At 47.0% G+C, this 25507-nt stretch carries 17 protein-coding genes; 10 read left to right on the forward strand and 7 right to left on the reverse strand.

All coding sequences use genetic code 11. From position 1 onward, the window contains the following. Positions 1-39 precede the first annotated feature (39 nt). Both der and AC6R0R_RS13230 read left to right on the forward strand, forming a co-directional pair. Positions 40-1524, forward strand: coding sequence for a ribosome biogenesis GTPase Der (gene der / locus AC6R0R_RS13225; RefSeq protein ID WP_334551306.1), 1485 nt, complete (start codon positions 40-42; stop codon positions 1522-1524). Between the two features lie 424 nt (positions 1525-1948). Next, the gene (locus tag AC6R0R_RS13230; protein ID WP_334551304.1) at positions 1949-2185 is read left to right on the forward strand and encodes a zinc ribbon domain-containing protein; all 237 of its coding nucleotides are present in this window, start codon (positions 1949-1951) and stop codon (positions 2183-2185) included. On the opposite strand, the gene xseA is transcribed toward AC6R0R_RS13230, so the two are convergent. Next, complete coding sequence (xseA, locus tag AC6R0R_RS13235; protein ID WP_500627023.1) at positions 2172-3515, reverse strand: exodeoxyribonuclease VII large subunit; 1344 nt, start codon at positions 3513-3515, stop codon at positions 2172-2174. The genes AC6R0R_RS13230 and xseA overlap by 14 nt on opposite strands. 233 nt (positions 3516-3748) lie before the next feature. On the opposite strand from xseA, the gene guaB reads away from it, so the two are divergent. Both guaB and guaA read left to right on the forward strand, forming a co-directional pair. Further along, complete coding sequence (guaB, locus tag AC6R0R_RS13240) at positions 3749-5212, forward strand: IMP dehydrogenase (protein WP_334551301.1); 1464 nt, start codon at positions 3749-3751, stop codon at positions 5210-5212. 111 nt (positions 5213-5323) lie between these two features. Beyond that, complete coding sequence (gene guaA / locus AC6R0R_RS13245; protein WP_500627024.1) at positions 5324-6877, forward strand: glutamine-hydrolyzing GMP synthase; 1554 nt, start codon at positions 5324-5326, stop codon at positions 6875-6877. A gap of 144 nt (positions 6878-7021) precedes the next feature. Here guaA and AC6R0R_RS13250 read toward each other — a convergent pair whose 3' ends face one another. Together AC6R0R_RS13250 and AC6R0R_RS13255 are read right to left on the reverse strand one after the other, a co-directional pair. Then, a complete protein-coding gene (locus tag AC6R0R_RS13250) occupies positions 7022-8566 on the reverse strand; it encodes an alanine/glycine:cation symporter family protein (RefSeq protein WP_334551299.1) in 1545 nt (514 codons plus the stop codon). A 323-nt stretch (positions 8567-8889) separates the two neighbouring features. Next, positions 8890-10197, reverse strand: coding sequence for a D-amino acid dehydrogenase (locus AC6R0R_RS13255; protein ID WP_500627025.1), 1308 nt, complete (start codon positions 10195-10197; stop codon positions 8890-8892). Positions 10198-10244: 47 nt separating this feature from the next. Between AC6R0R_RS13255 and AC6R0R_RS13260 the strand changes: the two genes are divergently transcribed. Both AC6R0R_RS13260 and AC6R0R_RS13265 read left to right on the forward strand, forming a co-directional pair. Then, positions 10245-11138, forward strand: coding sequence for a LysR substrate-binding domain-containing protein (locus AC6R0R_RS13260; protein ID WP_500627026.1), 894 nt, complete (start codon positions 10245-10247; stop codon positions 11136-11138). Between the two features lie 112 nt (positions 11139-11250). Beyond that, entirely contained in the window at positions 11251-12228 is a 978-nt protein-coding gene (locus AC6R0R_RS13265; RefSeq protein ID WP_500627027.1) for an ion channel, read from the forward strand. Between the two features lie 15 nt (positions 12229-12243). Here AC6R0R_RS13265 and AC6R0R_RS13270 read toward each other — a convergent pair whose 3' ends face one another. Then, on the reverse strand, positions 12244-13200 hold the full coding sequence (locus AC6R0R_RS13270) for an L-threonylcarbamoyladenylate synthase (RefSeq protein WP_500627028.1): 957 nt from the start codon (positions 13198-13200) through the stop codon (positions 12244-12246). A gap of 285 nt (positions 13201-13485) precedes the next feature. Continuing rightward, entirely contained in the window at positions 13486-15219 is a 1734-nt protein-coding gene (locus AC6R0R_RS13275) for a sodium:solute symporter family transporter (RefSeq protein WP_500627029.1), read from the reverse strand. A gap of 219 nt (positions 15220-15438) precedes the next feature. On the opposite strand from AC6R0R_RS13275, the gene recQ reads away from it, so the two are divergent. Next, entirely contained in the window at positions 15439-17619 is a 2181-nt protein-coding gene (gene recQ, locus AC6R0R_RS13280; RefSeq protein WP_500627030.1) for a DNA helicase RecQ, read from the forward strand. A gap of 16 nt (positions 17620-17635) precedes the next feature. Here the strand turns inward: recQ and AC6R0R_RS13285 are convergent, their stop codons facing one another. Next, a complete protein-coding gene (locus AC6R0R_RS13285; protein ID WP_500627031.1) occupies positions 17636-18118 on the reverse strand; it encodes a helix-turn-helix transcriptional regulator in 483 nt (160 codons plus the stop codon). Further along, complete coding sequence (locus AC6R0R_RS13290; RefSeq protein ID WP_500627032.1) at positions 18103-19464, reverse strand: type II toxin-antitoxin system HipA family toxin; 1362 nt, start codon at positions 19462-19464, stop codon at positions 18103-18105. The genes AC6R0R_RS13285 and AC6R0R_RS13290 overlap by 16 nt, the downstream gene beginning before the upstream one ends. 611 nt (positions 19465-20075) lie before the next feature. Between AC6R0R_RS13290 and AC6R0R_RS13295 the strand changes: the two genes are divergently transcribed. From AC6R0R_RS13295 to AC6R0R_RS13305, 3 genes are read left to right on the forward strand one after another with little or no spacing between them, the layout of a single operon-like run. After that, a complete protein-coding gene (locus AC6R0R_RS13295; RefSeq protein ID WP_169739368.1) occupies positions 20076-22550 on the forward strand; it encodes an N-6 DNA methylase in 2475 nt (824 codons plus the stop codon). After that, positions 22540-24264, forward strand: coding sequence for a type I restriction-modification system subunit M (locus tag AC6R0R_RS13300; protein WP_500627033.1), 1725 nt, complete (start codon positions 22540-22542; stop codon positions 24262-24264). Before AC6R0R_RS13295 ends, AC6R0R_RS13300 begins: the two co-directional genes overlap by 11 nt. Next, on the forward strand, positions 24257-25507 hold the full coding sequence (locus tag AC6R0R_RS13305; RefSeq protein WP_500627034.1) for a restriction endonuclease subunit S: 1251 nt from the start codon (positions 24257-24259) through the stop codon (positions 25505-25507). The genes AC6R0R_RS13300 and AC6R0R_RS13305 overlap by 8 nt, the downstream gene beginning before the upstream one ends.

Raw genomic sequence — 25507 nt, forward strand, 5'->3', positions numbered from 1 at the left:
CCTATAACTACATATGAGAAAAAGATTGTAGAGGTTGTTATGGTACCTGTTGTTGCTCTTGTAGGGCGTCCAAACGTTGGTAAATCGACGTTGTTTAACCGACTAACGCGCACGCGTGATGCGTTAGTGGCGGATTTCCCTGGCTTAACTCGCGACCGTAAATATGGCCAAGCGAAACTTGGTGAGCATGAATTTATCGTCGTAGACACTGGCGGTATCGACGGCACGGAAGAGGGCGTTGAAACCAAAATGGCCCAGCAGTCACTCGCCGCGATTGATGAAGCGGATGTTGTGCTATTCATGGTGGACGGCCGCGCAGGTCTGACTGTGGCGGACGAAGCCATTGCCCTTCATCTACGTAAGATTGAAAAGCCAGCGATGCTGGTGGTAAACAAAGTCGACGGTATCGATGCCGAAGCGGCCAGCGCTGAGTTTTGGCAACTGGGTATGGACAACATGTACCAAATCGCTGCCGCTCATGGCCGTGGTGTTGGTGCACTGATTGACCGTGCGCTTAACCCGTTTGCTGAGCAGTTGCTTGAAGAAGCCAACGGCGAAATTGAAGACCTCACTGACTTCATTGATGAAGAAGAAAAACTGGAATACAGCGAGGAAGAGGCGGAACAAGAGTTTAAACGCCTACAAGATCAGCCGATTAAATTGGCGATCATCGGTCGACCTAACGTTGGCAAGTCGACACTCACTAACCGTATTCTGGGTGAAGAGCGTGTGGTTGTGTACGATATGCCGGGTACCACTCGTGACTCTATCTACATTCCGATGGAACGTGATGGCCGTGAATATGTCCTAATTGACACCGCTGGTGTACGTCGTCGTAAACGTATCAATGAAACCGTTGAGAAGTTCTCGGTGGTGAAAACATTGAAAGCGATTGAAGATGCTAACGTGGTTCTTCTGGTCATTGATGCGCGTGAAAACATATCAGACCAAGACTTAAGCCTACTCGGTTTTGCGCTCAACGCTGGACGCTCGATCGTGATTGCGGTCAATAAGTGGGATGGCCTTGATATGGACGTGAAAGAGCACGTCAAGAAAGAGCTGGATCGCCGCTTAGGCTTCGTTGATTTTGCACGCATTCACTTTATTTCGGCGTTACACGGTACGGGTGTAGGTCACCTGTTTGAATCGGTTCAAGAGGCGTACAAGTCTGCCACTACTCGCGTGGGTACCTCTGTTCTGACCCGAATCATGAAGATGGCAACCGACGATCACCAGCCACCTTTGGTACGTGGACGTCGTGTGAAGCTAAAATACGCCCACGCTGGGGGATACAACCCACCGATCGTGGTGATTCACGGCAACCAAGTGAATGAGCTTCCAGACTCTTACAAGCGCTTCTTGATGAACTACTTCCGTAAATCGCTTGAGATTATGGGCACACCGATTCGAATTACTTTCCAGAACAGTGAAAACCCGTATGAAGGTAAATCGAGCAAGATGACCCTATCACAAGAGCGTAAACGCAAACGCTTAATGGGCATGGTGAAGAACCGTAAGAAGTAGCCCTATCTGAATAATCACATGATGGTCAAAACGCCTTAGCTTGCTAAGGCGTTTTTTTATGTCATCAATGGGCTCTACCAAAGAGCCTATCCCTCTTTTCCACTCATTTTCGAGTTACATACTGTGTATTTGGATGAGTGATCATTTTATTAAGTCTGGTTTAAGTGTGTGTTTTTAATCTTTATTGGTTGATTGTGCTTTTAAAAATTGAAATGCAGCATATGTAACTTATGCTTTCGGTGTGTGGTTATATAAATGTTCTTTTAAGGGGAGATCGCTGATCACAGCGGCTTTTGCCGATGATCTTGTTATGATCATTGATAGAAGCATAGAGCGACGAGAGCAAGCTAGTCGGTGTGATATTGAGTTGGAGGTGGGATTTTTGTATATTAGTTTAAGCTAAATTAAAAAGGTAAGACAGATCATGAACACCAATCTATGCCCAAGTTGTCAGCAAGAGTTGGAGTGGAATGGCCACTACCACTGCACACAGTGCCAACATGATTACAACAAGATCGGTTGGTGCCCACAGTGCGACAGCGAATTAGAGAAGCTGCAAGCGTGCGGCGCGGCAAATTATTTTTGTAATCAGTGCAATGAACTCAAATCGAAATCAGCGATTCGATTTGAGTTCCGTCCTATTGACTCTAAGAAATCGTAGAAAAGAGGGTGCCATCGGCTAATCGGGTGACTAAGGTGTCACCTGATTTCATTTGCTTTGTGGAGGTCACTACATCGCCTTGTGCGTTTTGGCTGATCGAGTAGCCACGTTTTAATGTCGCCAGTGGGCTGACCGCATCTAACGTTTCCGCCGCTAACGCGAGTTGATGGCGTTGATAGGTCAAACGTTTATTCATCGCGTCGATCAGTTGTTGCTCTAAACGGATCATGCTTGCGTGTTGATTGGCGAGTTTATGTGCAGGGCTATGCAGGTTGAGTTTATAGTGCAGTCGCTCGACTCGTTGCTCTGCACTGCGCAATCCATTATCCATCGCTCGCTTGAGGCGAATTTCGAGTTCATCTAACTGCTGGCTCTGACGTTGAAGCTGATGAGTGGGATGTTGACGTTCGAGACGATGCAGCAGGCCAGTCAGGTTGCGTTGTTGCTCAGACACTCTCTGGCGCCACGCACTGAGCAGTTTATGCTCACGGCTAGCGAGCGCTTGCTCTTTATGGCTGTTATCGCGGCTCACTAGCTCAGCGGCTGCCGAGGGGGTAGGCGCGCGCATATCGGCGACGAAATCGGCGATGGTCACATCCACTTCATGTCCAACCGCACTGATAATCGGGATTTGGCTCGCCGCAATTGTTCGAGCTACGACCTCGTGGTTAAAGCACCATAAATCTTCTAGAGAGCCCCCGCCACGACCGACGATCAAGACATCACATTCGTTACGGCTGTTGGCACAACCAATGGCTTGCGCGATTTGAATCGCGGCATCGTCACCTTGTACTAATGTCGGGTAAATAATCACCGGCAGTGAAGGGTCACGTCGCTTCAGTACATCCAGAATATCGTAGAGCGCCGCGCCGGTTTTCGAGGTAATGATGCCGACCCGTTTCGGATGCTCAGGCAGCGGCTTCTTGTTAGTCTGTGCAAACAGGCCTTCAGCGGCCAACTTCATTTTAAGCGCTTCAAACTCTTGCTGGAGTCGGCCATCGCCTTCCGGCTGCATGCTTTCAATGATCAACTGATAGTCGCCGCGAGGTTCATACAACGAGAGACGCGCTTTGACTAATACTTGATTGCCGTTAGCCGGTTTGAACGTGACACGACGATTATTGCCGCGAAACATCGCGCATTTGACTTGAGCTCGGGAGTCTTTAAGGGTGAGATACCAGTGACCAGACACCGGGGCAGAGAAGTTGGAGATCTCTCCGACCAACCAAACGATACCCATTTCGTTTTCAAGCAGCAGGCGAACTTCTGCGTTGAGGCGAGAGACAGTGAAAATGTTTTGATTGGTGGATACAGGCACAACTAATCCCATGGACGTGGGTATGGAAATTAGCGGAAATATAATACATAGCAAGGGGATGATTGCAAATAAAAAGTAGAAAAATGTGTAGCCAAGCGTTTGCGTTGACCGTATAATCCGTCCGCAATATCTAATCCAAATGCAACATTGTTCTCGCACACTCTAGTGTGAATAGGTTGCCCTCATTATGCGAAACGATGAGATTGGATTGTTCTTTTTACTCCTCTAATTGTGAGATATTGCAAATGCTAAGAATTGCCAAAGAAGCGCTGACATTCGACGACGTACTGCTTGTGCCAGCACACTCCACCGTTCTCCCAAACACAGCTGATCTTCGCACTCAGTTGACGAAAAATATCACTCTTAATATTCCGATGATTTCTGCGTCTATGGATACCGTGACGGAAGCCCGTCTGGCTATCGCTCTTGCGCAGGAAGGTGGCATTGGCTTTATCCACAAGAATATGTCGATTGAGCAGCAAGCGGCAGAAGTTCGCAAAGTTAAGAAATTTGAAGCGGGTGTGGTCACTGATCCTGTTACCGTTAACCCTGAAGCGACCATCGCGGATGTGGTTGCACTGACAGATAAGCACGGCTTTGCTGGCTTCCCTGTCGTCACAGAGAACAACGAGCTGGTCGGTATTATCACCGGTCGTGACGTGCGCTTTGTTACGGACCTCACAAAGAAAGTCTCTTCAGTGATGACGCCAAAAGAGAGCCTTGCTTCAGTAAAAGAAGGGGCAACTCGTGCTGAAGTGCAAGAGAAGATGCACGAAGCGCGCGTTGAAAAAGTGTTGGTGGTTAACGATGAATTCCAACTCACGGGCATGATCACTGCAAAAGACTTCCACAAAGCAGAACGTAAACCGAACGCGTGTAAAGATGAGCGCGGTCGTCTTCGTGTTGGTGCGGCAGTGGGTGCTGGAGCGGGCAACGAAGAGCGTGTTGCGGCATTGGTTGAAGCTGGGGTTGACGTGCTTTTGATCGACTCTTCACACGGCCACTCTGAAGGTGTTCTTAACCGTATCCGTGAAACTCGCGCGGCATACCCTAATCTCGATATCATTGGCGGTAACGTCGCAACGGGTGCCGGTGCGAAAGCCCTTATCGATGCAGGCGTTAGCGCAGTGAAAGTCGGTATCGGCCCAGGCTCTATTTGTACTACTCGTATCGTAACGGGCGTGGGTGTTCCTCAGGTAACGGCCATCGCTGATGCGGCGGAAGTGGCAAATCAACACGGTATTCCCGTTATCGCTGACGGCGGTATCCGTTTCTCAGGCGACATCTGTAAAGCTATCGTTGCTGGCGCATCGTGTGTGATGGTGGGCTCGATGTTTGCGGGTACTGAAGAAGCTCCGGGTGAAGTGATTCTTTACAACGGTCGTTCTTACAAAGCGTATCGTGGTATGGGTTCATTGGGCGCGATGTCTCAAGGTTCTTCTGACCGTTACTTCCAAACGGACAATGCCGCAGACAAGCTTGTCCCTGAAGGTATCGAAGGGCGTATCGCGTACAAAGGCCGCCTAAAAGAGATCGTTCACCAGCAAATGGGTGGTCTACGCTCAAGCATGGGCCTAACGGGCAGCGCGACGATTGAAGACATGCGTACCAAAGCTGAGTTCGTTCGTATCTCTGGTGCTGGTATGGCGGAATCTCACGTCCACGATGTTCAAATTACTAAGGAAGCACCAAACTACCGTCGCGGTTAATTTCTTAGACAAGAATCCCTCGACGAAAACGTTTGCTTTTTCCTTGAAGCATTGAAGAGAGGCGGGTACACTCGCCTCGTTTTCTTAACCCAGCTTAAAAAGACTGCTCAAATGACCAAAAATATTCATGACCAACGTATCTTGATCCTCGATTTCGGATCGCAATACACCCAACTTGTCGCACGTCGTGTACGTGAAATCGGTGTCTACTGTGAACTGTGGAGTTGGGACGTTGAAGAATCAGATATTCGTGAGTTCAACCCAGACGGTATCATCCTATCTGGTGGACCAGAAAGCGTCACCGAAGAGAACTCGCCACGTGCTCCTCAATACGTATTTGACTCTGGTGTGCCAGTGCTCGGTGTGTGCTACGGCATGCAGACAATGGCAGAGCAGCTAGGTGGTAAAGTTGCCGGTTCCAATGAACGCGAATTTGGCTATGCGCAAGTCAAAGTGTCAGGCGAATCTTCACTATTTAAAGACCTAGACCTGACCCAAGATGTTTGGATGAGTCACGGTGACAAGGTTGTTGAGATTCCAGCAGACTTCGTCAAAGTGGGCGAAACGGACACCTGTCCTTACGCGGCGATGGCCAATGAAGAGAAAAAATACTTCGGCGTGCAGTTCCACCCTGAAGTGACGCACACCAAGCAAGGCCTACAAATGCTTGAGAACTTTGTGCTTGGCGTGTGTGGCTGTGAGCGTCTTTGGACCTCTGAATCCATTATTGAAGATGCGGTTGCTCGCATCAAAGAGCAAGTGGGTGATGACGAAGTTATCCTTGGTCTATCCGGCGGTGTTGACTCTTCGGTTGTAGCGATGTTGGTTCACCGCGCAATTGGCGACAAGTTAACTTGTGTCTTCGTTGATAACGGTCTGCTACGCCTAAACGAAGGTCAACAAGTGATGGATATGTTTGGCGATAAATTTGGCCTAAACATCATCAAAGTCGACGCAGAAGAGCGTTTCCTTGCCGCACTAGAAGGCAAGTCGGATCCTGAAGAGAAGCGTAAGACCATCGGTCACGTCTTTGTTGATGTGTTTGATGAAGAGTCGAAGAAGCTGAAAAACGCGAAATGGTTAGCGCAAGGCACCATCTACCCAGACGTGATTGAGTCTGCGGCGTCAAAGACGGGCAAAGCACACGTGATCAAATCTCACCATAACGTGGGTGGTCTACCTGAAGATATGGCGATGGGCTTGGTTGAGCCACTACGTGAGCTGTTTAAAGATGAAGTACGTAAGATCGGTCTAGAATTAGGTCTACCTTACGACATGCTATATCGCCACCCATTCCCAGGACCGGGTCTTGGTGTGCGCGTACTTGGTGAAATCAAGAAAGAGTACTGTGATTTACTGCGTCGTGCGGATGCGATCTTCATTGAAGAGCTGCATGCTGCTGACCTTTACCACAAAGTCTCTCAAGCGTTCACGGTCTTCCTACCGGTTCGTTCTGTAGGCGTTATGGGTGATGGCCGTAAGTACGACTGGGTTGTGTCACTGCGTGCAGTCGAAACCATTGACTTTATGACCGCTCATTGGGCACACCTACCGTATGACTTCCTTGGTAAAGTCTCTAACCGTATCATCAACGAAGTAGACGGCATTTCTCGCGTGGTTTACGACATCTCAGGTAAGCCGCCAGCGACGATTGAGTGGGAATAATTTTTCCGACTAATGTTAAGAACCAGCCTGATAGGCTGGTTTTTTTTCGTCTTTGGATGAGCGGCCAAGCAAAAAAATAGAGGCAAACCTTGGTTTGCCTCTATTGATGACCGAAACGGTCGTCCACTGCTTTTTATTTATCGATTAGGTTGAAGGTTGCTCAACGCTCTTGGTTTTTGATTCCGCTTCTGCTTTCGGATCGAGTCCTGTTTTTCTGCGGTATTTTTCTTCCCAGTAGTCAGCGCCTTTGATGCCAAGTTTCACTGGGTTGAACGTGTACTCTTCAACACCTTGTTTTTGCTGCTCTTCGTAGTCATTCAGTGCCTTTAGGGCAGGTTTTGACATAAAGAAGATGATCAAAATACCGACAATGTTTAACCACGCCATCAAGCCTACACCGACGTCACCCATCGCCCATGCGAGGTTTGCGGTTTTGACGGTGCCGTAGAATACCACGGCAATCAACGCGACTTTAAGGATGAACATCAAGCCGTCAACTTTGAAGTGGCGACGAATGTACGCAACGTTGGTTTCTGCGATGTAGTAGTAAGCCAGAATCGTTGTGAAGGCAAAGAAGAACAGCGCGATAGCGATGAACGGTTTGCCGATGCCTGGCAGTGCACTTTCAATCGCCATTTGAGTAAACACTGGGCCGTTCGCCGCGATATCAGCCGCGACATTCTGGATGATGAAGCCCTCTGCACCGTGAACGTTATACGCGCCAGTGATCAAGATCATGAACGCCGTGGCTGAACAAACAAGCAAAGTATCAATGTAGATAGAGAAAGATTGCACTAGGCCCTGCTGCGCTGGGTGCTCAACACTTGCCGCTGCCGCCGCGTGAGGCCCTGTACCTTGACCCGCTTCGTTTGAGTAAACACCACGTTTAACACCCCAGCCAATCGCGGCACCCACACCTGCCATCGGCGTGAATGCATCACCGATGATCATTGCGAAGATGCGTGGCACTTCACCAATGTTCAGTAGGATGATGATGAAAGCGGTGACGATGTACGCCAATGCCATGAAAGGCACGACAATCTGAGTAAAGCTCGCAATGCGTTTTACACCACCAAAAATGATGAACGCAAGAATGATAGAAATCAGTGTGCCGGTGAAGATTTTCGCGAAACTGAAGGTGCCGATGGCCGTTTCGATCATGTCACCTGAGCCAAATGCTGCCTCGACTGCGTTACCGATGCTGTTCGATTGCACACCAGGAAGTAGGAAGCCACACGCAAAAATGGTCGCGACTGCAAAAATCCATGCATACCATTTTTGACCCATTGCTTTCTCGATGTAGTAAGCCGGACCACCACGGAATTCGCCGTTATCTTCTTCTTTATAGATTTGCGCCAGTGTCGATTCTGCATACGCGGTTGCCGCGCCAAAAAATGCGACTGTCCACATCCAGAAGACAGCACCTGGGCCGCCAAAACCGATCGCTGCAGCGACACCTGCAATGTTACCTGTACCGACACGACCAGAGAGTGAAACGGCCAGAGCCTGGAATGAAGAGATGCCTTTAGAAGAACTTTTTCCAGACAGAAGCAAACGCCACATTTCGGTGAAGTGTCGAACTTGTACAAATCGAGTCATGATTGAATAGAACAAACCCGCGCCCAAGCACAAGTAAATCAGTGCCGGGCTCCAGATAATCCCATTCATAAAATCAACAAATGACTGCATATGAATTTCCCTGTTAGTTATTGAGTCCCTTTAGCGACAAAACGGCATATCGTTTAAAGGGGTGTTGTGTTTAATTGCGAACAGCATATTAACCTTTTTGTAACCTTAATGTTAAATCATTTATCTATTAATCTTGTTTGGCGTGACTCCATCCACAAAATTCCAATCAGAAGAGAAATGGTAGGTTAAAACTTCATCGTTTAGTCTTCTCGTGCCAAAACTGAGAATGGTAAAACGCATCTGGTGGTCGATGCGTTTTATGGAAAAGCGCAAATTCTATTTGTTAAATGTGCTGATAATGTCGGTTAATTCAGTGAATGCTACTATTTGCCGTAGCGGCTCATGCTCAGTTGCGGGTATTGATGACGATCTCCAGTGACAAGATCGGTTAATATTTCGGCGGAGCCACACGCCATCGTCCATCCTAGCGTACCGTGACCTGTATTAGTGAAGAGGTTGCTCAGTGGTGTTGGGCCAATGATCGGCGTGCCATCGGGCGTCATTGGGCGAAACCCACTCCAATATTGTGCATGCTCAAAAGAGGCACCGCGAGGGAAGAGGTTGCTGACGACATGATTGAGCGTCGCCAGGCGTTTGGCCGTTAGCTTATCGTCAAAGCCAGCCAATTCAGCCATACCCGCCACGCGGATTCTGTCATCAAAGCGCGTTAGGGCGACTTTGTAGGTCTCGTCCATAATGGTGGAAGAGGGGGCATACTGATCATCACTGACAGGTAAGGTAAGCGAATAGCCTTTGACGGGGTATATCGGGAGGGTTAGCCCCAGCGGCTCTAACAATGCCTTGCTGTAACTGCCCATTGCGACAACGAAGGTATCGGCGGTGAAATCACCGGCATCCGTGTGAATGGCGCAGACACGTTGCTGAGACGCAGTTAGACGTTGAATACGGGTATTGAAATGAAACTGCACGCCAGCCTCTTCACACAGACGCTGGAGCTCTTGGCAAAAAAGGTGGCAGTCACCGGTTTCATCGTCCGGTAAATAGAGGCCGCCGACCAGCTCACCCTGCATATGAGCCAAACCGGGCTCTTGGTTAAGGCACTGATTAGCATCGAGCAGTTCAAAGCGAGTGCCTGCCTCGGCAAGCAGCGCCATGTCCTTTTCTACCGCTTGCAATTGCTGAGTATGACGAAACAGTTGCAGTGTGCCTTTCTGGCGTCCTTGATAATCGAGCTTGTGCGTTTGGTTGAGCCTTTTTAAGCTCTTCTGGCTGCGAGTTGCTATCGTCAACATGCGTGCTTTGTTCACTCGATAGCGCTCTAGCTGGCAGTTACGCAGCATTTGCGTCATCCAAATGAATAACTCGCGGCTCACCATAGGTTTGATCTTTAGCGGCGCATGTTGCTCGAATAACCATTTGATCGCCTTGAGCGGAATGCCGGGAGCGGCCCAAGGAGAAGAGTAGCCATAAGAGATTTGCCCTGCGTTGGCAAAACTGGTTTCTTCGCCTGCGCGAGATTGACGATCGATAACCGTCACATCACATCCTGCTTGATTGAGCATCCAAGCGCTCGTGAGTCCGATGACTCCACTGCCCATCACCACAACCTTCACATCATTCTCCTCATTGGTATTTTGGCTAAGAATCTGTGATTTACATTTGCGTAACAATCGATAAAAATTAAACACATCATTTAGAAAAACTAAAAGCAGTGCTCATGACCCAGATGTTATTTCAAGGTGTTCATTTACTGTGCCAAGTCGCGCAGTACCCGACGATAAGCCAAGCAGCAAGTCGTCTAAACCTCACGCCGGGAGCCATCAGTCAGCAGGTAAAGTCCATTGAACAACATTTGGGTTTTAGTGTATTTGAACGCCATCCGCGCGGGATTCGCTTAACCGAGCAGGGGAGAAAACTGATCGAGGGGGTGACGCCGCATCTGTTAGCCATTGAAGAAGTGACCGCGCAAGTGAGATCCTCCGGCGAAGCAGCGCAGATTCGTCTGAAGTTAACCCCCTCTTTCGCGTTTAAATGGCTCGTCCCTCGTTTAGAGAGTTTCTATCGATTACACCCGACGATTCAGGTTCACACCTTTGCCGAGGGCGCATTGGTGGATAGCCAGCATAAGGACTTTGATATTGCGATCGACTATGGTCCGATCCCCTACAAAGATGATCGCGCTGAACTGTTAATGGCGGAGTCACTGCTCCCTGTGATGAGCCCCTATTACTATCAGCAGCATTTTTCGTCGCACTCGTCTAATGAGGCGTGGTCGCGGGTGACGTTGCTGCATGATGCGATGCTTTGGCAAGGAGCCGTTCGAGATCATGAGTGGCGCTATTGGTCCAAGCAGCAAGGGATGGATTTTGACTGCCAGCGTGGTCACTTTTTCAATCGCACCGATATGGCGATGTCGGCAGCAGAGGCGAACGTGGGTGTCGCCTTGGCCCGTATGGCGTTGCTGGGCGATGAAATCTCAATGCAAAGGTTAGTCGCACCTTATGAGCCCATTCCAGCAGGTGCAGGGTATTTTGTGTTGACCCATGTGGACAACGCACACACGCGGGTCTTCAAACAGTGGTTAAGAGCGCAGTGCGATGTGAGTGAGTAAACTACGGTGATGGTCACCATCGCCAATTAATCTGGCGCTGCGTCTTATTGGCTCTACACTTAAAAAAGTCAACGGGATAGCCTTTTGTTGGCACGGTGAGGGAGCGGCATGTATGAATTCGAATGAGCAGTTATGCAGCTATCGTAATCCAGATGGTTGGTGCTGCGATCAAATTAGTGGTGAGTCAGGACTGTGCTATTGGCATGATCCGAACATCGATAAAAGTAATGACGACATCAAACAGCAAGTGGAGCAATGGGCCGCAGAGGGCAAGCCACTGGATGGCTTTCAGTTAGCGAAAACCGATTTGACGGATGTAGACTTGGTCAATCGAGGCAGTAAAGACGGGTATCTTTGTCGTGAGGCCGATTTTTATCGAGCAGACCTCACCGATGCGCATTTTTTTGGCTTAGATCTTCGAGGCTCCTCTTTGATGAAAGCCAAGATGCTCGGCGCCAATCTGCACTGTGCGAAATTGGATAAATGCAATTTATTGGGCGCAGATCTTGGGCGTGCCAAGCTAGAAAATGTCGAGTGGGGACGCTTCCTAAAACAAGAACTCGATGCCAGGCAAGCAAAGAAAAAGCACAATAGAACGCTCACCGCCAGTCTCTATCAGGAGGCGGAAGAGGTGTGTCGTAACATTCGTAAACAGTGCGAAAAACAAGGACTGTTTGAGATGGCGGGAGACTTCTTTAAACGTGAGATGCGTTTTCGTCGTTATCAGTTACCCAAATTCAGTACCAAACGGTGTATATCCAAAGCGGTCGATCTGTTTTGTGGCTATGGCGAAGACCCCGTGCGCGTGGTGCTATTTTCGATCTTTTTGATCATGGTGTGTGCGATGGCCTATTTCTTTCTTGATACCACAGGGGCGCATCCGATTTACGAAGGGGTGACGGGCTGGCGTTTTTATCTGTTGGAGTTTTTTAACTCGCTCTATTTCAGTGTGGTGACCTTTACCACGCTCGGTTACGGTGATATCTCACCGGTTGGTGTTGCGAGGTTTATTGCTGCGCTTGAGGCTTTTTTAGGCAGTTTCACCATGGCTCTGTTTGTGGTGGTGTTTGTAAAAAAAATGACTCGCTAGCTTAGTCTGCCCCAATTACAGCTTGGATTGTGCACGGCCGAGGCGGTCGTGCACCGCGACCCACTCGTCACTGCGTGGTGGCGTTTCTACCCAAATCTCATCGCAGTGCCATTGGTCAGCATCATCAAGCGCACGGTACAGATCGTGTGCGTACTGAGCCACGTTATCCGCCATTTTCATTGCGCGAACATTCAAATCCCTAGGTAACGGTGAGTAGTGTAGCAAAGCCACCTCTCCCTTTACTTCCGGTAGATGATGAATGTCGACCAACTTCACTGAGGTGTTAGGTTGATAATGGCTGGTCACGTTACCCGGGACGGCGACATTATGCGCTTGAGGCGAACACACTTCTTCACCTAATGTGTGTGACAATTGCGCCGCGCTAATGGGACCTGCGCGAAGGATTCGAAATGGACGTTGCGTGAGATCGACAATCGTTGACTCAAGGCCATGAGCACAATCTCCGCCATCAAGCACCGCAGCGATATGACCGCCTAGCGATTTGAGTACGTGCGACGCTGAGGTTGGACTCAGTTTCTTATAAGGGTTAGCGGATGGGGCGGCAACGGCGAGCCCGCTAGAGAGCAGTTGATTAAACACGTCGTGTGCTGGCATGCGAACGCCAATGGTCTCTAGACCGCCCGAGACGACCGAATTAGCTTGTGGCGATTTCTTTAGTAGCAGGGTAACCGGACCAGGCCAAAAGACATTCGCAATGGTGTACGCTTCCTCTGGGATCTCCGTCGCCCAATCGGATAACTGCTGCACTTGGCCAATGTGTACGATCAACGGGTGGTTTGCCGGTCTGCCTTTCGCCGAGAAAATCTTCTTTACCGCCTCTGGGTTGGTGGCATCTGCCGCGAGTCCATAAACGGTTTCGGTCGGAATCGCTACTAACTCGCCAGAAGCAAGAAGCGACTTCGCTTGTTCGATATCGTTTTGGTTTTGTGCGGAAAGATGTAGCGTTTTCAATGTCACTTCCTCAGAAAAACGGACGGTTACATAGGCATGTTTGCTCTGACCAAATCAAAGCAAACGCACATTTTAGCTATCTTTTTCAAATTTGCGATGCTTATTTTCCTTTTTACATTGCTAGGCGAACCTCGTTTTGCGAAGTGCTTGATTCTGTGTAAGGTTTCCATCAAATCTTGTCACAACCCACAACCCACAACCCACAACCCACAGTCTCAAAAATGTGCAGCCGAACTCTACACCGTGAGATAAGTACGTGATTGCTTAAATGGAGAGCGCCAGTAATTAACACTCAGCAGCGCAAGCTGAATCAAGTTTTCGTAAACGCAGAGACATCGACATCAAGGCAAAACCGCACGCCAATATCGCACCGCCAATCGCGACGAAAATCGTGCCATCGGCGAAGTTGTCGGTGGTGACAGCAAACAGCGCCACGATGACGCCCAGCGCCGTCATTGCTTTCCCCATAAAAATGCCGTTGGCGTGATCAATCGGCGTTTGTTCTTGCGAGGAAATCGGAGTGTGGATTCGCTCACTCACAGTGTGATTGAAATAGGGGCGTTTAGTCATCAAAGCGGTAGAAAGGAAAAAACCACCAGTGACAATAACATGCGCCAAGAGACTGCACACCACCATCATATCAACACTTTCTCTGTGATTGAGCGGGCCGATGAAAGGCTCAAGCCAATGAACATCGAACACAAAATGCATCCAAGCGGAAACCAGGATGCCGACCAGAACCGTCGCCCAGCCAGACCAAGGCGGCGTACGTAAGTTGAGCATGGCCAATAGTGAGGGAATCGACATCGGCATGTGCAGCAAGGCAGAGAAGATCATCATGATGTCGAACAGGCTGTAGTCTTCGATACGAGCAAACAACAGCGCTACGCCGCAAGCCATCAGACCGGTTAGGACCGTGGCGATTTTACCTAGACGCATCTGTTGTTCGCTGCTCGCGTGCGGATTGATTAGGGAAAGATAGACATTGCTGACCACAATGCCGGCGTTGCGATTGAGCGCAGTGGTCATCGGAGACACGGTCGCCGCTAACATCGCCACCATTACGAGCCCTAATAGCCCTTGTGGCATATAGTGTTCGATATAGTAAAGGTAGGCGGCGTTGTTGGCTCCACCTCCGAGCTCTGGGTAGCTCAAGCCCAAATCAATATTGAGTGAAGCAACAAACCAAGGAGGGGCAAACCAAAGCAGCGGTGCGACGAGAAACAGCGCGCCAGCCAGCAACGCCGAGCGTGATGCTTCTTTCTCATTGCTGGTGGTGAGAAAGCGATAGCTGCTGAGGGCATTATTCGTGGTTAGCGTTTGTTTCAGCAGCATGATGGCCACCCAAGCAATGAAAATCTGCCAGGTGTGAATGCTCTCGCCCATGACGGTGTTTGACAAAGATTCAACCGGTAGGCGCACGACGTGCTTTGCCGCAGTGGCCCCAACGACCATGGTGATAGTGACCAACAGCACCAGTTGGATCACATTGGTCGCAGAGACCGTCCAAACCCCTCCGGTGAGGGCAATAAAGGTGACCAGCAGAGAAATAGAGACGATGGTGACGTCGATACTAATGCCAAAGGTGGCCGACAAAAAGGCGCCCAATCCATTAAGCCAAATCGCTGCGCCAATCAGTGTGATGGGAAAACTCGACCAAGTGAAGACTTGCTCAGACAACTTGTCAAAACGCAGACGCACCACATCCATCGCCGTAGCAACCCTTAAGCGGCGGTAACGCGACGCAAAAAAGAGCGCTGAAACAAAAAAGCCTAACGCATTGCCCCAAAAGACAAACATGATGCTGAGACCATCTTCAAACGCTTTAGCTGCCGCGCCAGTAAATGTCCATGCCGAAAACTGCGTCATGAAGGCGGTGGCGCCCGCCATCCACCACGTCATTGCGCCATTGCCTTTAATAAAGCCATCGGCATTGGAAGCGTGGCGTTTGAACGCGTTGGTCACGATCAGTAAGAAAACGAAATAGAGCGCAAGTACGAACCAGTCGAGATGTGTCACAAGGGAACCTAACTATAAAAGAGGGAGTAAAGTTTTTTTTAAAATCACGTTTCACTTCATATTGTACGACAAGATTAACCTGCATTGGGAGAGCTGGATCATATTTGCTGAGTCAAGTAAGTGAATGAAACAGCTGCACGTAAGTATGGAAAGCGGTGATGTTGCCCGCAGACACCTCAGTTATCTCCTCTGAATTGATGCGCCTATTGAGGTAGGATAGTGGTACTGTCTTTCAAACTTTGGATATTCGCCGTGCATCGCCCGACCCCGTTAGAGGTACTCAATTCTGTATTTGGTTACGATCATTTTCGTCATCAGCAACAATCGATCATCGAGACGTTGGTTGAAGGCGGTGATGTGCTCACCTTGATGCCGACAGGCGGGGGAAAGTCGCTCTGCTACCAAATTCCAGCCATTGTGCGAGAAGGCGTGGGGGTGGTTGTGTCGCCGTTGATTGCCTTGATGAAGGATCAGGTTGATGCATTAGCGCAAGTCGGTGTGGCCGCTGCCTACCTCAACTCCACATTAGATCGCTATGAACAGCGTGAAGTTGAAGATCAGATTCGACGTGAAGAGATTCAGCTTCTCTACATCGCCCCAGAGCGTTTGATGATGCCGCAAACCCTCGACTTGCTCTCCGAGTGCCGCGTATCGCTCTTTGCGATTGATGAAGCACACTGTGTGAGCCAATGGGGACATGATTTCCGACCAGAATATCAACAGCTTTCTGTTTTACATCAACGCTTTCCGAACGTGCCGCGCATTGCACTTACCGCAACGGCTGATAAGCGTACGCAGCAAGAGATCATCAGTCAGCTAGCGCTTCAATCGGCCCAAGTGTTTGTCCACAGTTTTGATCGCCCCAATATTTGCTACTACGTCAGTGAGCCAAGCAATGCAAAGAATGACTTGTGGTCATTCATCTCTGCGCATCACGCGAACGATGCGGGTGTCGTCTACTGTCTATCGCGTAAAAAAGTGGAAGAGACAGCAGAGTGGTTAGCGAGCAAAGGTCGAACCGCATTGGCGTATCATGCCGGAATGTCGGTTGAAAAGCGTAATGAGCATCAACAACGTTTTCTGCGTGAGGAAGGAGTGATCATCGTCGCGACCATTGCGTTTGGTATGGGCATCGATAAACCCGACGTGCGTTTTGTCGCTCACTTGAGTTTACCGAAAAGCTTGGAGTCCTACTATCAAGAGACGGGGCGCGCGGGCCGAGATGGCGAACCCGCCAATGCTTGGATGGCCTACGGGATGCAAGATATGGTGATGCAGCGCCAGATGGTAGAAAACTCAGACGGTAGTGACGCCTATAAACAAGTGCAAATTCAAAAACTGAATGCCCTACTTGGTTACTGTGAGTTGGTGACGTGCCGTCGGCAAACCCTTCTCGCTTACTTTGATGAGCAGATGAAGGAGCCGTGTGGCCACTGCGACAACTGCCTGACGCCGCCAACCACTTGGGATGGCACAGAGGCGGCTCAAAAGGCGTTGTCGACGGTATACCGATGTGAGCAGCGTTTTGGTGTCACATATCTTATCAATGTCTTGTTAGGCAAGCGCGACGATCGCATTGAACGATTCGGTCACGACAAGGTGTCTACCTTTGGGATTGGCACCGAGCTCAATGCCAATCAATGGAAAGGCGTCTTTCGTCAACTCATCGCGATGAATTACCTACGGGTGGAAGGTGAGTACAACCGTTTAGTGCTCACGCCGCAATGTCGTCCCATCTTAAAAGGCGAGCAGAGTGTCCAGTTGCGCGCATTGCGCAAAGGGAAGTCGAACCAATCGACGAAATCGAGCGCCGCAGACTCATTATCTCCTTCAGGTACGGAGCAATTTCTTGCTTTGAAAGCCGTACGTGCTCGCTTGGCGAAAGAGCAAAACGTGCCAGCGTATGTGATCTGTCAAGATGTCAGTTTGAAAGCCATGGCCAAAGCTCGACCCCAAACATTGGATCAGCTTCGTCATATTTCAGGGTTTGGTGATACCAAAGTGAGTCAATATGGTGAAGCGCTGTTAGCCGTAATGGAAGACAAACCCGTTGAGCTGCGCCGCTTGAACGATACCGAGCAACAGTCGGTTGAGCTCTTTCACCAGATGGCGTCGGTTGCGAGTGTCGCTGCCCACCGTCAACTGGCCGAGACCACGATACAGAGTCACCTCAGCGCCGCCATTGAGAGCGGGGCGTGCCAACTCGAACAATTAGTGGAACTTAGCCCTGATGCGCTCAGCGACATTGAACAGAAAGCGACTGCGCTTAACAGCATCAATGAAAACAAGTTAAAGCCTTTGTTTGAAGCGTTCAATGAACAATACGACTATGGCACGCTGCGCTACGTACTCGGTCATATGAAGCATAAGCTAAGCCAACAAGCCGTTGAGGCTCAGTGAGCATCATAAGCCTAATTTAGTCTGCTTGCTTATCATCTATCAACGATTTTAACGTACTGACAGAAGTAGGGATCAGTCCGACTTTTAAGCCAAATGGTTTGAATACCTTGTTGAGAATCTCTGTATTGTAGCTGCCCCGATCATTCTCTATATCTGAGAGTGTTTTTCTTGAGACATCGACAAGTCTTGCGAACACATCCTGTTTGAGTCCCAGTATATTAATGCGTAAACTTTTCAACGCTTGGCCTTGTGTTAGCTCTCCAAGCAATAAGTGTTTGATGATTTTGTTTGCCTCTGTTTTGCGTTCTGCTGCACTGACTGCTTTGGCGTTTTTTGAGGTTTTCGATCTCGTCGGAGTATTAAGTTGCGATCGTTCTTTGGTCGAATGAGTTGCATTCGTCCCAGTCTTGGGCTGATGTTGATTTCGTTTTGCTCTTAGACGAGCAACTGTATCTTGTACGGACTCTTTATTGCTTAGCTTATTCATAGTAGCCCCCATTTAGTGAGCTTTTCTGATATATGATTAAGTCCAACGGCTGGCATCTCTAAGATTTGTTCTGGCACTCCTCGTAATGCTAGTCTCTGCTTTAAGTCAATGCATTGACTTGCTGTAACCTCTAGCTCTTGTAATAACACTTCTTTTGGCACGAGATCAGATAAGGTGTCCGCTATTCCTACGAAGTCGTAAGTTCCGCCAACCTCTAGTGGGGCTTTCCATTTTGTTGTTCTTGGAATGCCTTCAGGGTCAGCTTTCATTGGTGCGAAGTCGTATACGGGAGCAAGCTTTATGACTCCATCACCTTTTAAGAATGAAGTGTTTCTGCCATGGTTATCACTATTACCAAACAATATGTTGAGCAGATCTCTCTTCACCCATTCAATGACGAAAGCTTGAGTATCAAACCTATACCCTTGGTGTTTAACCATATTGCTTTCAGTCATTTTTTCTATAAGAGTTCGGATTGTTGTTTCGTGATCAAGAGTGACTCCGGCGCCTTTGTTCAAAATGGAATACACAGACTCCATACCAAATCTTTCGATTTGTTGATCAATAACTTGAACATCAAATCGAGGAAGCCACAAGGAAGGGTAGTTTAATCCTTCCTCCAAGCGCATGCCGTCGGTGGAGATTGTTTCAACTCCCATTTCTGTTAGCTCGTGGTAGAAGTAGAACTCAGCTCTTAGAATATTACAGTCGATGGTGCTTCTTGAGCCTCTAGGGTACTTTACTAAGTAATGTAAGTCGTGGTTGCTATTGTCATCTTGGTATGGATCAATCCATATTTTTTCGCTGCCCGATCCATGATCGAAACCGCATCGGAGGACCAGTTTTGGCGCTTCACCTCCAGCCCCTGTTGCACCACCTGCAGCGGCCCCTCTTTGCTGTGCATAGTCGAGGAAATCACCAGCTCGATTTTTAACATCATCAACAGAGAAGTAGAGGTTGTCTGCTACTTCGTAGCGCTCAGGAAGAGAGTCTTTTACTCTTAAGTTACCAATAGGCGACATTGTGCCAAACTTGAGCAAAACATAGTCTTGTTCATCAGAACTAAGGTCGTCAATGTCTAGGTGTTTGACCCAGTATCGTCTACTCGCACCACTAGGCATAATATCGTCTAGAAACGTTAACCATCCAGGTTTACCCATGTCATTAAAAAAGAATGAGACAGGATGATTTAGTGAAACTGCGTGAAAGTCATCTTTATCGTGATGTTCTAGCGCATAGTCGCTGATGTAGTTGAGCTCAGTCACTCGGAAATTATATTGGCTACTTTTAGGGAATGAGATGATACCGATATCTATCCATTCACCTCTGATAAAAGCTTGTACGGTTAGTTCTTCCATTGACAACACCTCTACTTATCAATGAGTAAAACTTTACTCGTAAAGTCGTTTATTTTCAAGTAATGAGTAAAATTTTACTCATTAATATGCAGTTAGATTATTTATGAGTAAATGATTACTCATAGAACGTAAGTCAAAATTATTGATGAGCAGAATGGATTGTTTTAGCTATGGAAGCTGCGATAGGGCGAGTTAATTGCCAAATACCAGATGAGGATATCTTTAGGTAGCGCATTTTTAGTACCGACTTTTAGTAAAAGTGGTACACGAACGAAAAATAAAGACAAAAAAAGGCGGCAAGTCAATAACTTACCGCCTTTCCAAACGTTTGGTGGGCTGGCGGCATCTGAACTGTAATTCTAATGTGTTGTTTTATATTGATTAAGTTTAGTTTGAGTTTTTGTCTTGGTACTTATCTTGGTACTAAAATGTCTCGTTACTTGGTAGTAATAAATTTTTGTCATTGTGAAGTTGGCACGTTATATCAACAGTAGCTTCTAGGCGGCCAACTCTATATAAAGTACGATTTTCTTCCTCCCCAGTACTTCAGTTTTTAGTTTATATGATTGTTAAGGCATATCCTCACGAGTAATATGTCAGGATCTAAGCGTGTGAATAAAGCTACTTATAAAATGTCTTCGAATCTAAACCTTCAAGAACTTAATACAATTCTATGGAAAGCCGCCTCACTGCTTCGAGGAAGAGCAAATCTCTCAAATGTTAAGGATCAGTTTCTAAGGCTTGTCTTCATCAAGCGCTTGTCTGATTCATTCGAGGAGATCGAAGAACAACAAATTCAGCTGTTGTTAAACGATGGATATTCAGAAGATGAAGCAGAGAAACTGTCAGAAAAAATTGCAGCAGATCAGTGCGGATTTCGTATACCTAAAACCATTAGGTGGTCAAAAATTGAGAATTTAGAAAGCGATTTGGAAATCGCTCATATGCTCAACGATATTTGTTATGGAATTGAACGAGGTACTAAGGAGCTTGAAGGGGTACTAACAGCTATCGATTTTATCCCAGAAACAAGTTCCAGAAATAACCCTCTGAAGGAGATGATTTATTATCTATCTGACTTCACTCTTAGTGACAATTACTTAACTAGCCCCGATGTCTTTTCATATGCCTTTGAGTGGTTAATAAAAAAGTTTGCAGATGAGTCAGGGAAGAAAGCGGGTGAGTTTTATACACCTAATGAGGTTGTACGACTTTTAGTCGGAATTCTGAAGCCCGAGAAGGGAATGTCCCTTTATGACCCAACTTGTGGTGCAGGGGGGATGCTCATACAAGCTTGTAATTCGCTAAAAGAACGAGAAGTAAATTTAGATAGTTTTTCGCTATATGGACAAGAGATAAACCGCAATACTTGGGCTATCTGTAAGATGAACATGTTCTTGCACGGTGCACTAAATGCAGATGTAAGGCTAGGTGATACGTTACTAGAACCGAAGCATGTTACAGAGGGAAGTTTAGCGAAGTTTGATATAGCCGTAGCTAACCCACCGTATAATGTAAAGATTCATGAAATTGACGTTTTCTGGTATGACCGCTATAACCGCTTTTATTATGGCGTTCCGCCCAAAAGCTCCGCAGATCTTGCTTTCTTGCAACATATGATTTCTAGCCTGAATGAGCATGGTCAGGCAGGAATGATTTTGCCCAATGGCGCATTATCCAGAGGAAATGGCGAGAGAAGTATACGTGAAGGAATACTAAGAGACGACTTGGTAGAGGCGGTAGTTAGTTTACCTCCCGGTCTTTTTTATGGGACTGGCATTCCTACCAGTATTGTGATCATAAACAAAAACAAACAACGTCAACGTAAGCATAAAGTTTTGTTTGTTGACGCGTCGCAAGATTTCTTTTCGAAAAGGCAGATGAATGTCTTGCGAGAAGACGATATCCATAAAATTGTTTGCTCATTTGAGAAGTTCGAATCGGTAGGTACGTTTTGTAAAGTTGTTTCAGTTGATGACATTTTGTCTAAAAACTCCAACTTAAACACTACACATTATGTGAACAATTCTCCGGTAATTCGGGAGATAGACGCCCTTATGAGCCATCATGAAGGCTTTGAGCGTGTACCTCTCTCAAATAAAAAGCTCGTGAAGTCAGTCAGTATTGCTTCGGCAGTAGATGACTTAGATGAATCAAATACGATTTATTTTAAGAGGATTAGGCCTGAGGTAGGGGCGATATTGTTAAGCTTAAAAGGTCCAAATGCCCCTAAAGGAAAATTTATTCAGGTTAGGTTTTGTAAGGAGAAACTGCTGTCTGAATATGCAAAGTTATTCTTTGAATCTGAACTTGGACGAAAAATGTTGAGTCAAATTCCTACAGGAACGAGTATTCAATCACTTAGTGCAAGCTCTATTCGATCCTTAAGCATTCCCATTCCTAAGCCAGATGTTCAACTCGAAGTCATAAAGGTGGCATCAAAGTTAGAAATAGCGCGAGAACAAATTGAAGAGTTCTTTAAGAAGTTGACCACTGAACCTAAGAAATATAAATCCATCGAAGATAGTACTGATGAAATGGTGTTCAGGCTTTCGGCGCTAAGTGATGTTAAGCATCTACAGCATTTAATTTCTCTTGGTGAGACTCGCCAAATGGAGTTTAAACAATCATTTTTTGCCAATGTAGACAAGCTTCGTGATGAATCGAAGAAAGTAGAGAAAAATCGTGATGTACAAGCTGAAATCATAAAAGACATTGTTTCGTTCTTGAATACGGAAGGTGGGATTCTGCTTATAGGTGTCAATGATAAAGGAAAGGTGACAGGTGTAGACATAGAACAGAAACGTTTTGGGTTTAAGAAGATGGACAATTATTTTCAAGAATTAGGAGCACAGCTAGCATCGCGAATTAGTGCTGATTACGCCCAGTACTGCCAATTGACCGAGGTACCATTTGACGGAAAAACAGTAGTACGTATTGATTGCCTACCAGCACCTGCCCCAATGTTTTTAGACAACAGCAAGTTTTACATTAGAACAGACACATCTTCGCCTGAACTAACAGGTGTTGAAATGTTAAGATACATACAGAATCACTTTAAAGTAGCACTAACAAATGACCAATAAACTCACCCTCCAGCAGCTTGAATCTTTCCTATGGGAAACCGCTGATATCCTTCGTGGCAACATGGATGCCTCTGAATTTAAAGACTATATTTTTGGCATGATGTTCTTAAAGCGAATGTCGGATGCGTTTGAAGAAGAGCAAGAGAAAGTCATTCAGTACTACCTAGGTAAAGGTAAAACACAAGCGCAAGCAGAAGAGTTAGCAGATGATGAAGATGAGTACGATAGTACCTTCTACATCCCTGAAAATGCGCGTTGGTCTGCACTAAAAGACTTAAAGCACAACATCGGTGAAAGCCTCAACAAAGCGACAGAAGCGATTGAAGAACATAATCCATCCCTAGAAGGTGTGTTGGTGACCATCGACTTCAATATTAAGAACAAGCTGACTGATGCTAAGTTGCGTGATCTGCTCTCTCACTTTAGCCAGCACCGCCTGCGTAATGAAGACTTTGAGCGCCCAGATATGTTGGGTACGGCTTACGAATACCTAATCAAAATGTTTGCGGACAGTGCAGGCAAAAAAGGCGGAGAGTTCTATACCCCAAGCGAAGTCGTACAACTGCTGGTGGCACTGCTGAAACCTCATGCTGGTATGCGTATCTATGATCCAACAACGGGCTCAGGCGGTATGTTGGTTCAGACTCGTAACTACCTAAAAGAGCACGGTGAAAACCCTGCAAATCTGTCGCTGTTCGGGCAAGAGATGAACCTGAATACGTGGGCAATCTGTAAGATGAATATGTTCTTACATGGTGTGCACAGTGCCGATATCCGCAAGGGCGACACTCTGCGAGAGCCAAAGCATACCGAAGGCGGTGAGCTATTAACCTTTGACCGTGTTATTGCCAACCCGCCTTTCTCACTAAAGAAGTGGGGCAAAGACGAGTGTGATAGCGATGGCTTTGGACGCTTTCCTTATGGTACGCCGCCAAAAGACGCAGGGGATTTAGCCTTTGTTCAGCACATGATTGCTAGTACCAATAATGAAGGTATGGTCGGTGTGGTCATGCCTCATGGTGTGCTATTCCGAGGGTCAAGCGAGAAGGCAATTCGCCAAGGTATTTTGGAAGACGATTTGCTAGAAGCGGTGATTGGTCTGCCATCGGGGTTGTTCTACGGTACGGGTATTCCTGCATGTCTGCTTATTATCAACAAGAATAAAGCGACAGAACGAAGAGGCAAAGTGCTGTTTATCAACTCTGAACTTGAGTTTGAAGAGGGCAAAAACCAGAACAAACTGCGCCCGCAAGATATCACTAAGATTGTTGAAACTTTCGATAACTATGTTGATGTGAAGCGCTACGCGAAAGTGGTGAACTATTCAGAAATTGCCGAGAACGACTTTAACCTCAACATTCGCCGTTATGCGGATACCTCACCACCAGCAGAAATTTTTGATGTACGTGCGATTCTTCATGGTGGTATTCCTGCGCGTGAAGTGCATAACGAATACATTGAAGAGGAAATCCTAACAGGGTTTGATACCTCCTCAGTGCTCGACAAAACCAACGATGATTACTATGCCTTCAAACTAAGTATCGAACGCAAAGAACAGATCCGAGAAGTTGCAGGTGATGTAGAAGCCAAGGTTATCACACAGCTTGAATGCTGGTGGGATAAGTATCAAGTGTCATTGTCTGAGCTAAACCAACAAGTAGCTGAAGCCGAGCGGTTGATGCAGGGGTACTTGAAGGAGCTTGGCTATGAATGAGAATGTTCCCAATGGGTGGGCTCTGTATCCGCTAAATACAGTTCTGAAAGAAGTTAAGAAAAAAAATAAGTCTAATGATAACTATCCTGTTTTTTCGGTTACCAAGTATAACGGATTTGTTCGTTCTGACTCCTACTTCAAAAAACAGGTGTTTAGTCGAGATTTGACCACTTACAAAGTTGTTAGCGAAGGTCAATTTGCATATGCAACGATTCATCTTGATGAAGGCTCTTTAGGTTTATTGAAAGGAGTAGAAAAAGGCTTGGTCTCACCAATGTATACAGTTTTTGAGACAACAGGCTCGATTGACAACGTTTTTTTGTTTTACTTATTGAAGTCTGATTACTTCATGCGGCTTTATCCTTCTTTAGGGCAAGGCTCGATAGATCGCAGAGCTTCAATTCCCTTTAAGGTGTTGTCAGGTGTTGAGTTTTTATCACCGCCGCTATCAGAACAAAAGAAAATCGCCGCTATCCTTACCTCTGTTGATGATGTGATTGAAAAAACACAGACGCAAATCGACAAGTTAAAAGACCTAAAAACAGGAATGATGCAAGAGCTTCTAACCCGTGGTGTCGGTGTGGATGGTAAGCCGCATACGGAGTTTAAAGACTCGCCTGTGGGTAGGATTCCGAAAGGGTGGGAGGTTCGGAAGATATCTGAACTTTGTACTCATGTAGTGGATTGTGTGAACAAGACTGCGCCAGTAGTAGACTATAAAACACCATACAAGATGATACGTACAACTAATGTACGGCATGGTCGAGTTGATACTGAGAACGTACGCTATGTTACGGAAGAAACTTATAACGCGTGGACTCGGAGGTTAATTCCAGAAAATGGCGATTTGATATTTACTCGTGAAGCACCTGTTGGAGAGTGTGGGGTTTTAGAAGACTCCCGAGGAATTTTTCTTGGTCAACGGACAATGATGTACCGCGCAGATCAAACTAAAACATCATCACATTTTTTATCGTATTCATTAATGAGTGAATATGGAAAGCAGCAGCTTGAAGATTTCAGTGGCGGTAGTACGGTGCCACATATGAGGGTTCCAGACTGCAGCAAGATCTTAATCAAATTACCGCCGAAAGAAGAGCAGGGTTTAATTGTTAATTCTTTAAAGAGTGTTGATGTGGCGATAAAAAACAAAGAGAAAAAACTTCAAAAAGTTAGCCATATGAAAAAAGCCCTTATGCAAGATCTTCTAACAGGCAAGGTTCGCGTTAAGGTCGAGGACTAA

It is taken from the genome of Vibrio sp. R12-SW3-ISO1 (assembly GCF_059834005.1).

Bases quoted from the DNA above. Each gene is read 5' to 3' on its own strand.
- der (WP_334551306.1), top strand. From the start codon at position 40: ATGGTACCTGTTGTTGCTCTTGTAGGGCGTCCAAACGTTGGTAAATCG.
- AC6R0R_RS13230 (WP_334551304.1), top strand. From the start codon at position 1,949: ATGAACACCAATCTATGCCCAAGTTGTCAGCAAGAGTTGGAGTGGAAT.
- xseA (WP_500627023.1), bottom strand. From the start codon at position 3,515: ATGGGATTAGTTGTGCCTGTATCCACCAATCAAAACATTTTCACTGTC.
- guaB (WP_334551301.1), top strand. From the start codon at position 3,749: ATGCTAAGAATTGCCAAAGAAGCGCTGACATTCGACGACGTACTGCTT.
- guaA (WP_500627024.1), top strand. From the start codon at position 5,324: ATGACCAAAAATATTCATGACCAACGTATCTTGATCCTCGATTTCGGA.
- AC6R0R_RS13250 (WP_334551299.1), bottom strand. From the start codon at position 8,566: ATGCAGTCATTTGTTGATTTTATGAATGGGATTATCTGGAGCCCGGCA.
- AC6R0R_RS13260 (WP_500627026.1), top strand. From the start codon at position 10,245: ATGACCCAGATGTTATTTCAAGGTGTTCATTTACTGTGCCAAGTCGCG.
- AC6R0R_RS13265 (WP_500627027.1), top strand. From the start codon at position 11,251: ATGAATTCGAATGAGCAGTTATGCAGCTATCGTAATCCAGATGGTTGG.
- AC6R0R_RS13285 (WP_500627031.1), bottom strand. From the start codon at position 18,118: ATGGGGGCTACTATGAATAAGCTAAGCAATAAAGAGTCCGTACAAGAT.
- AC6R0R_RS13290 (WP_500627032.1), bottom strand. From the start codon at position 19,464: ATGGAAGAACTAACCGTACAAGCTTTTATCAGAGGTGAATGGATAGAT.
- AC6R0R_RS13300 (WP_500627033.1), top strand. From the start codon at position 22,540: ATGACCAATAAACTCACCCTCCAGCAGCTTGAATCTTTCCTATGGGAA.
- AC6R0R_RS13305 (WP_500627034.1), top strand. From the start codon at position 24,257: ATGAATGAGAATGTTCCCAATGGGTGGGCTCTGTATCCGCTAAATACA.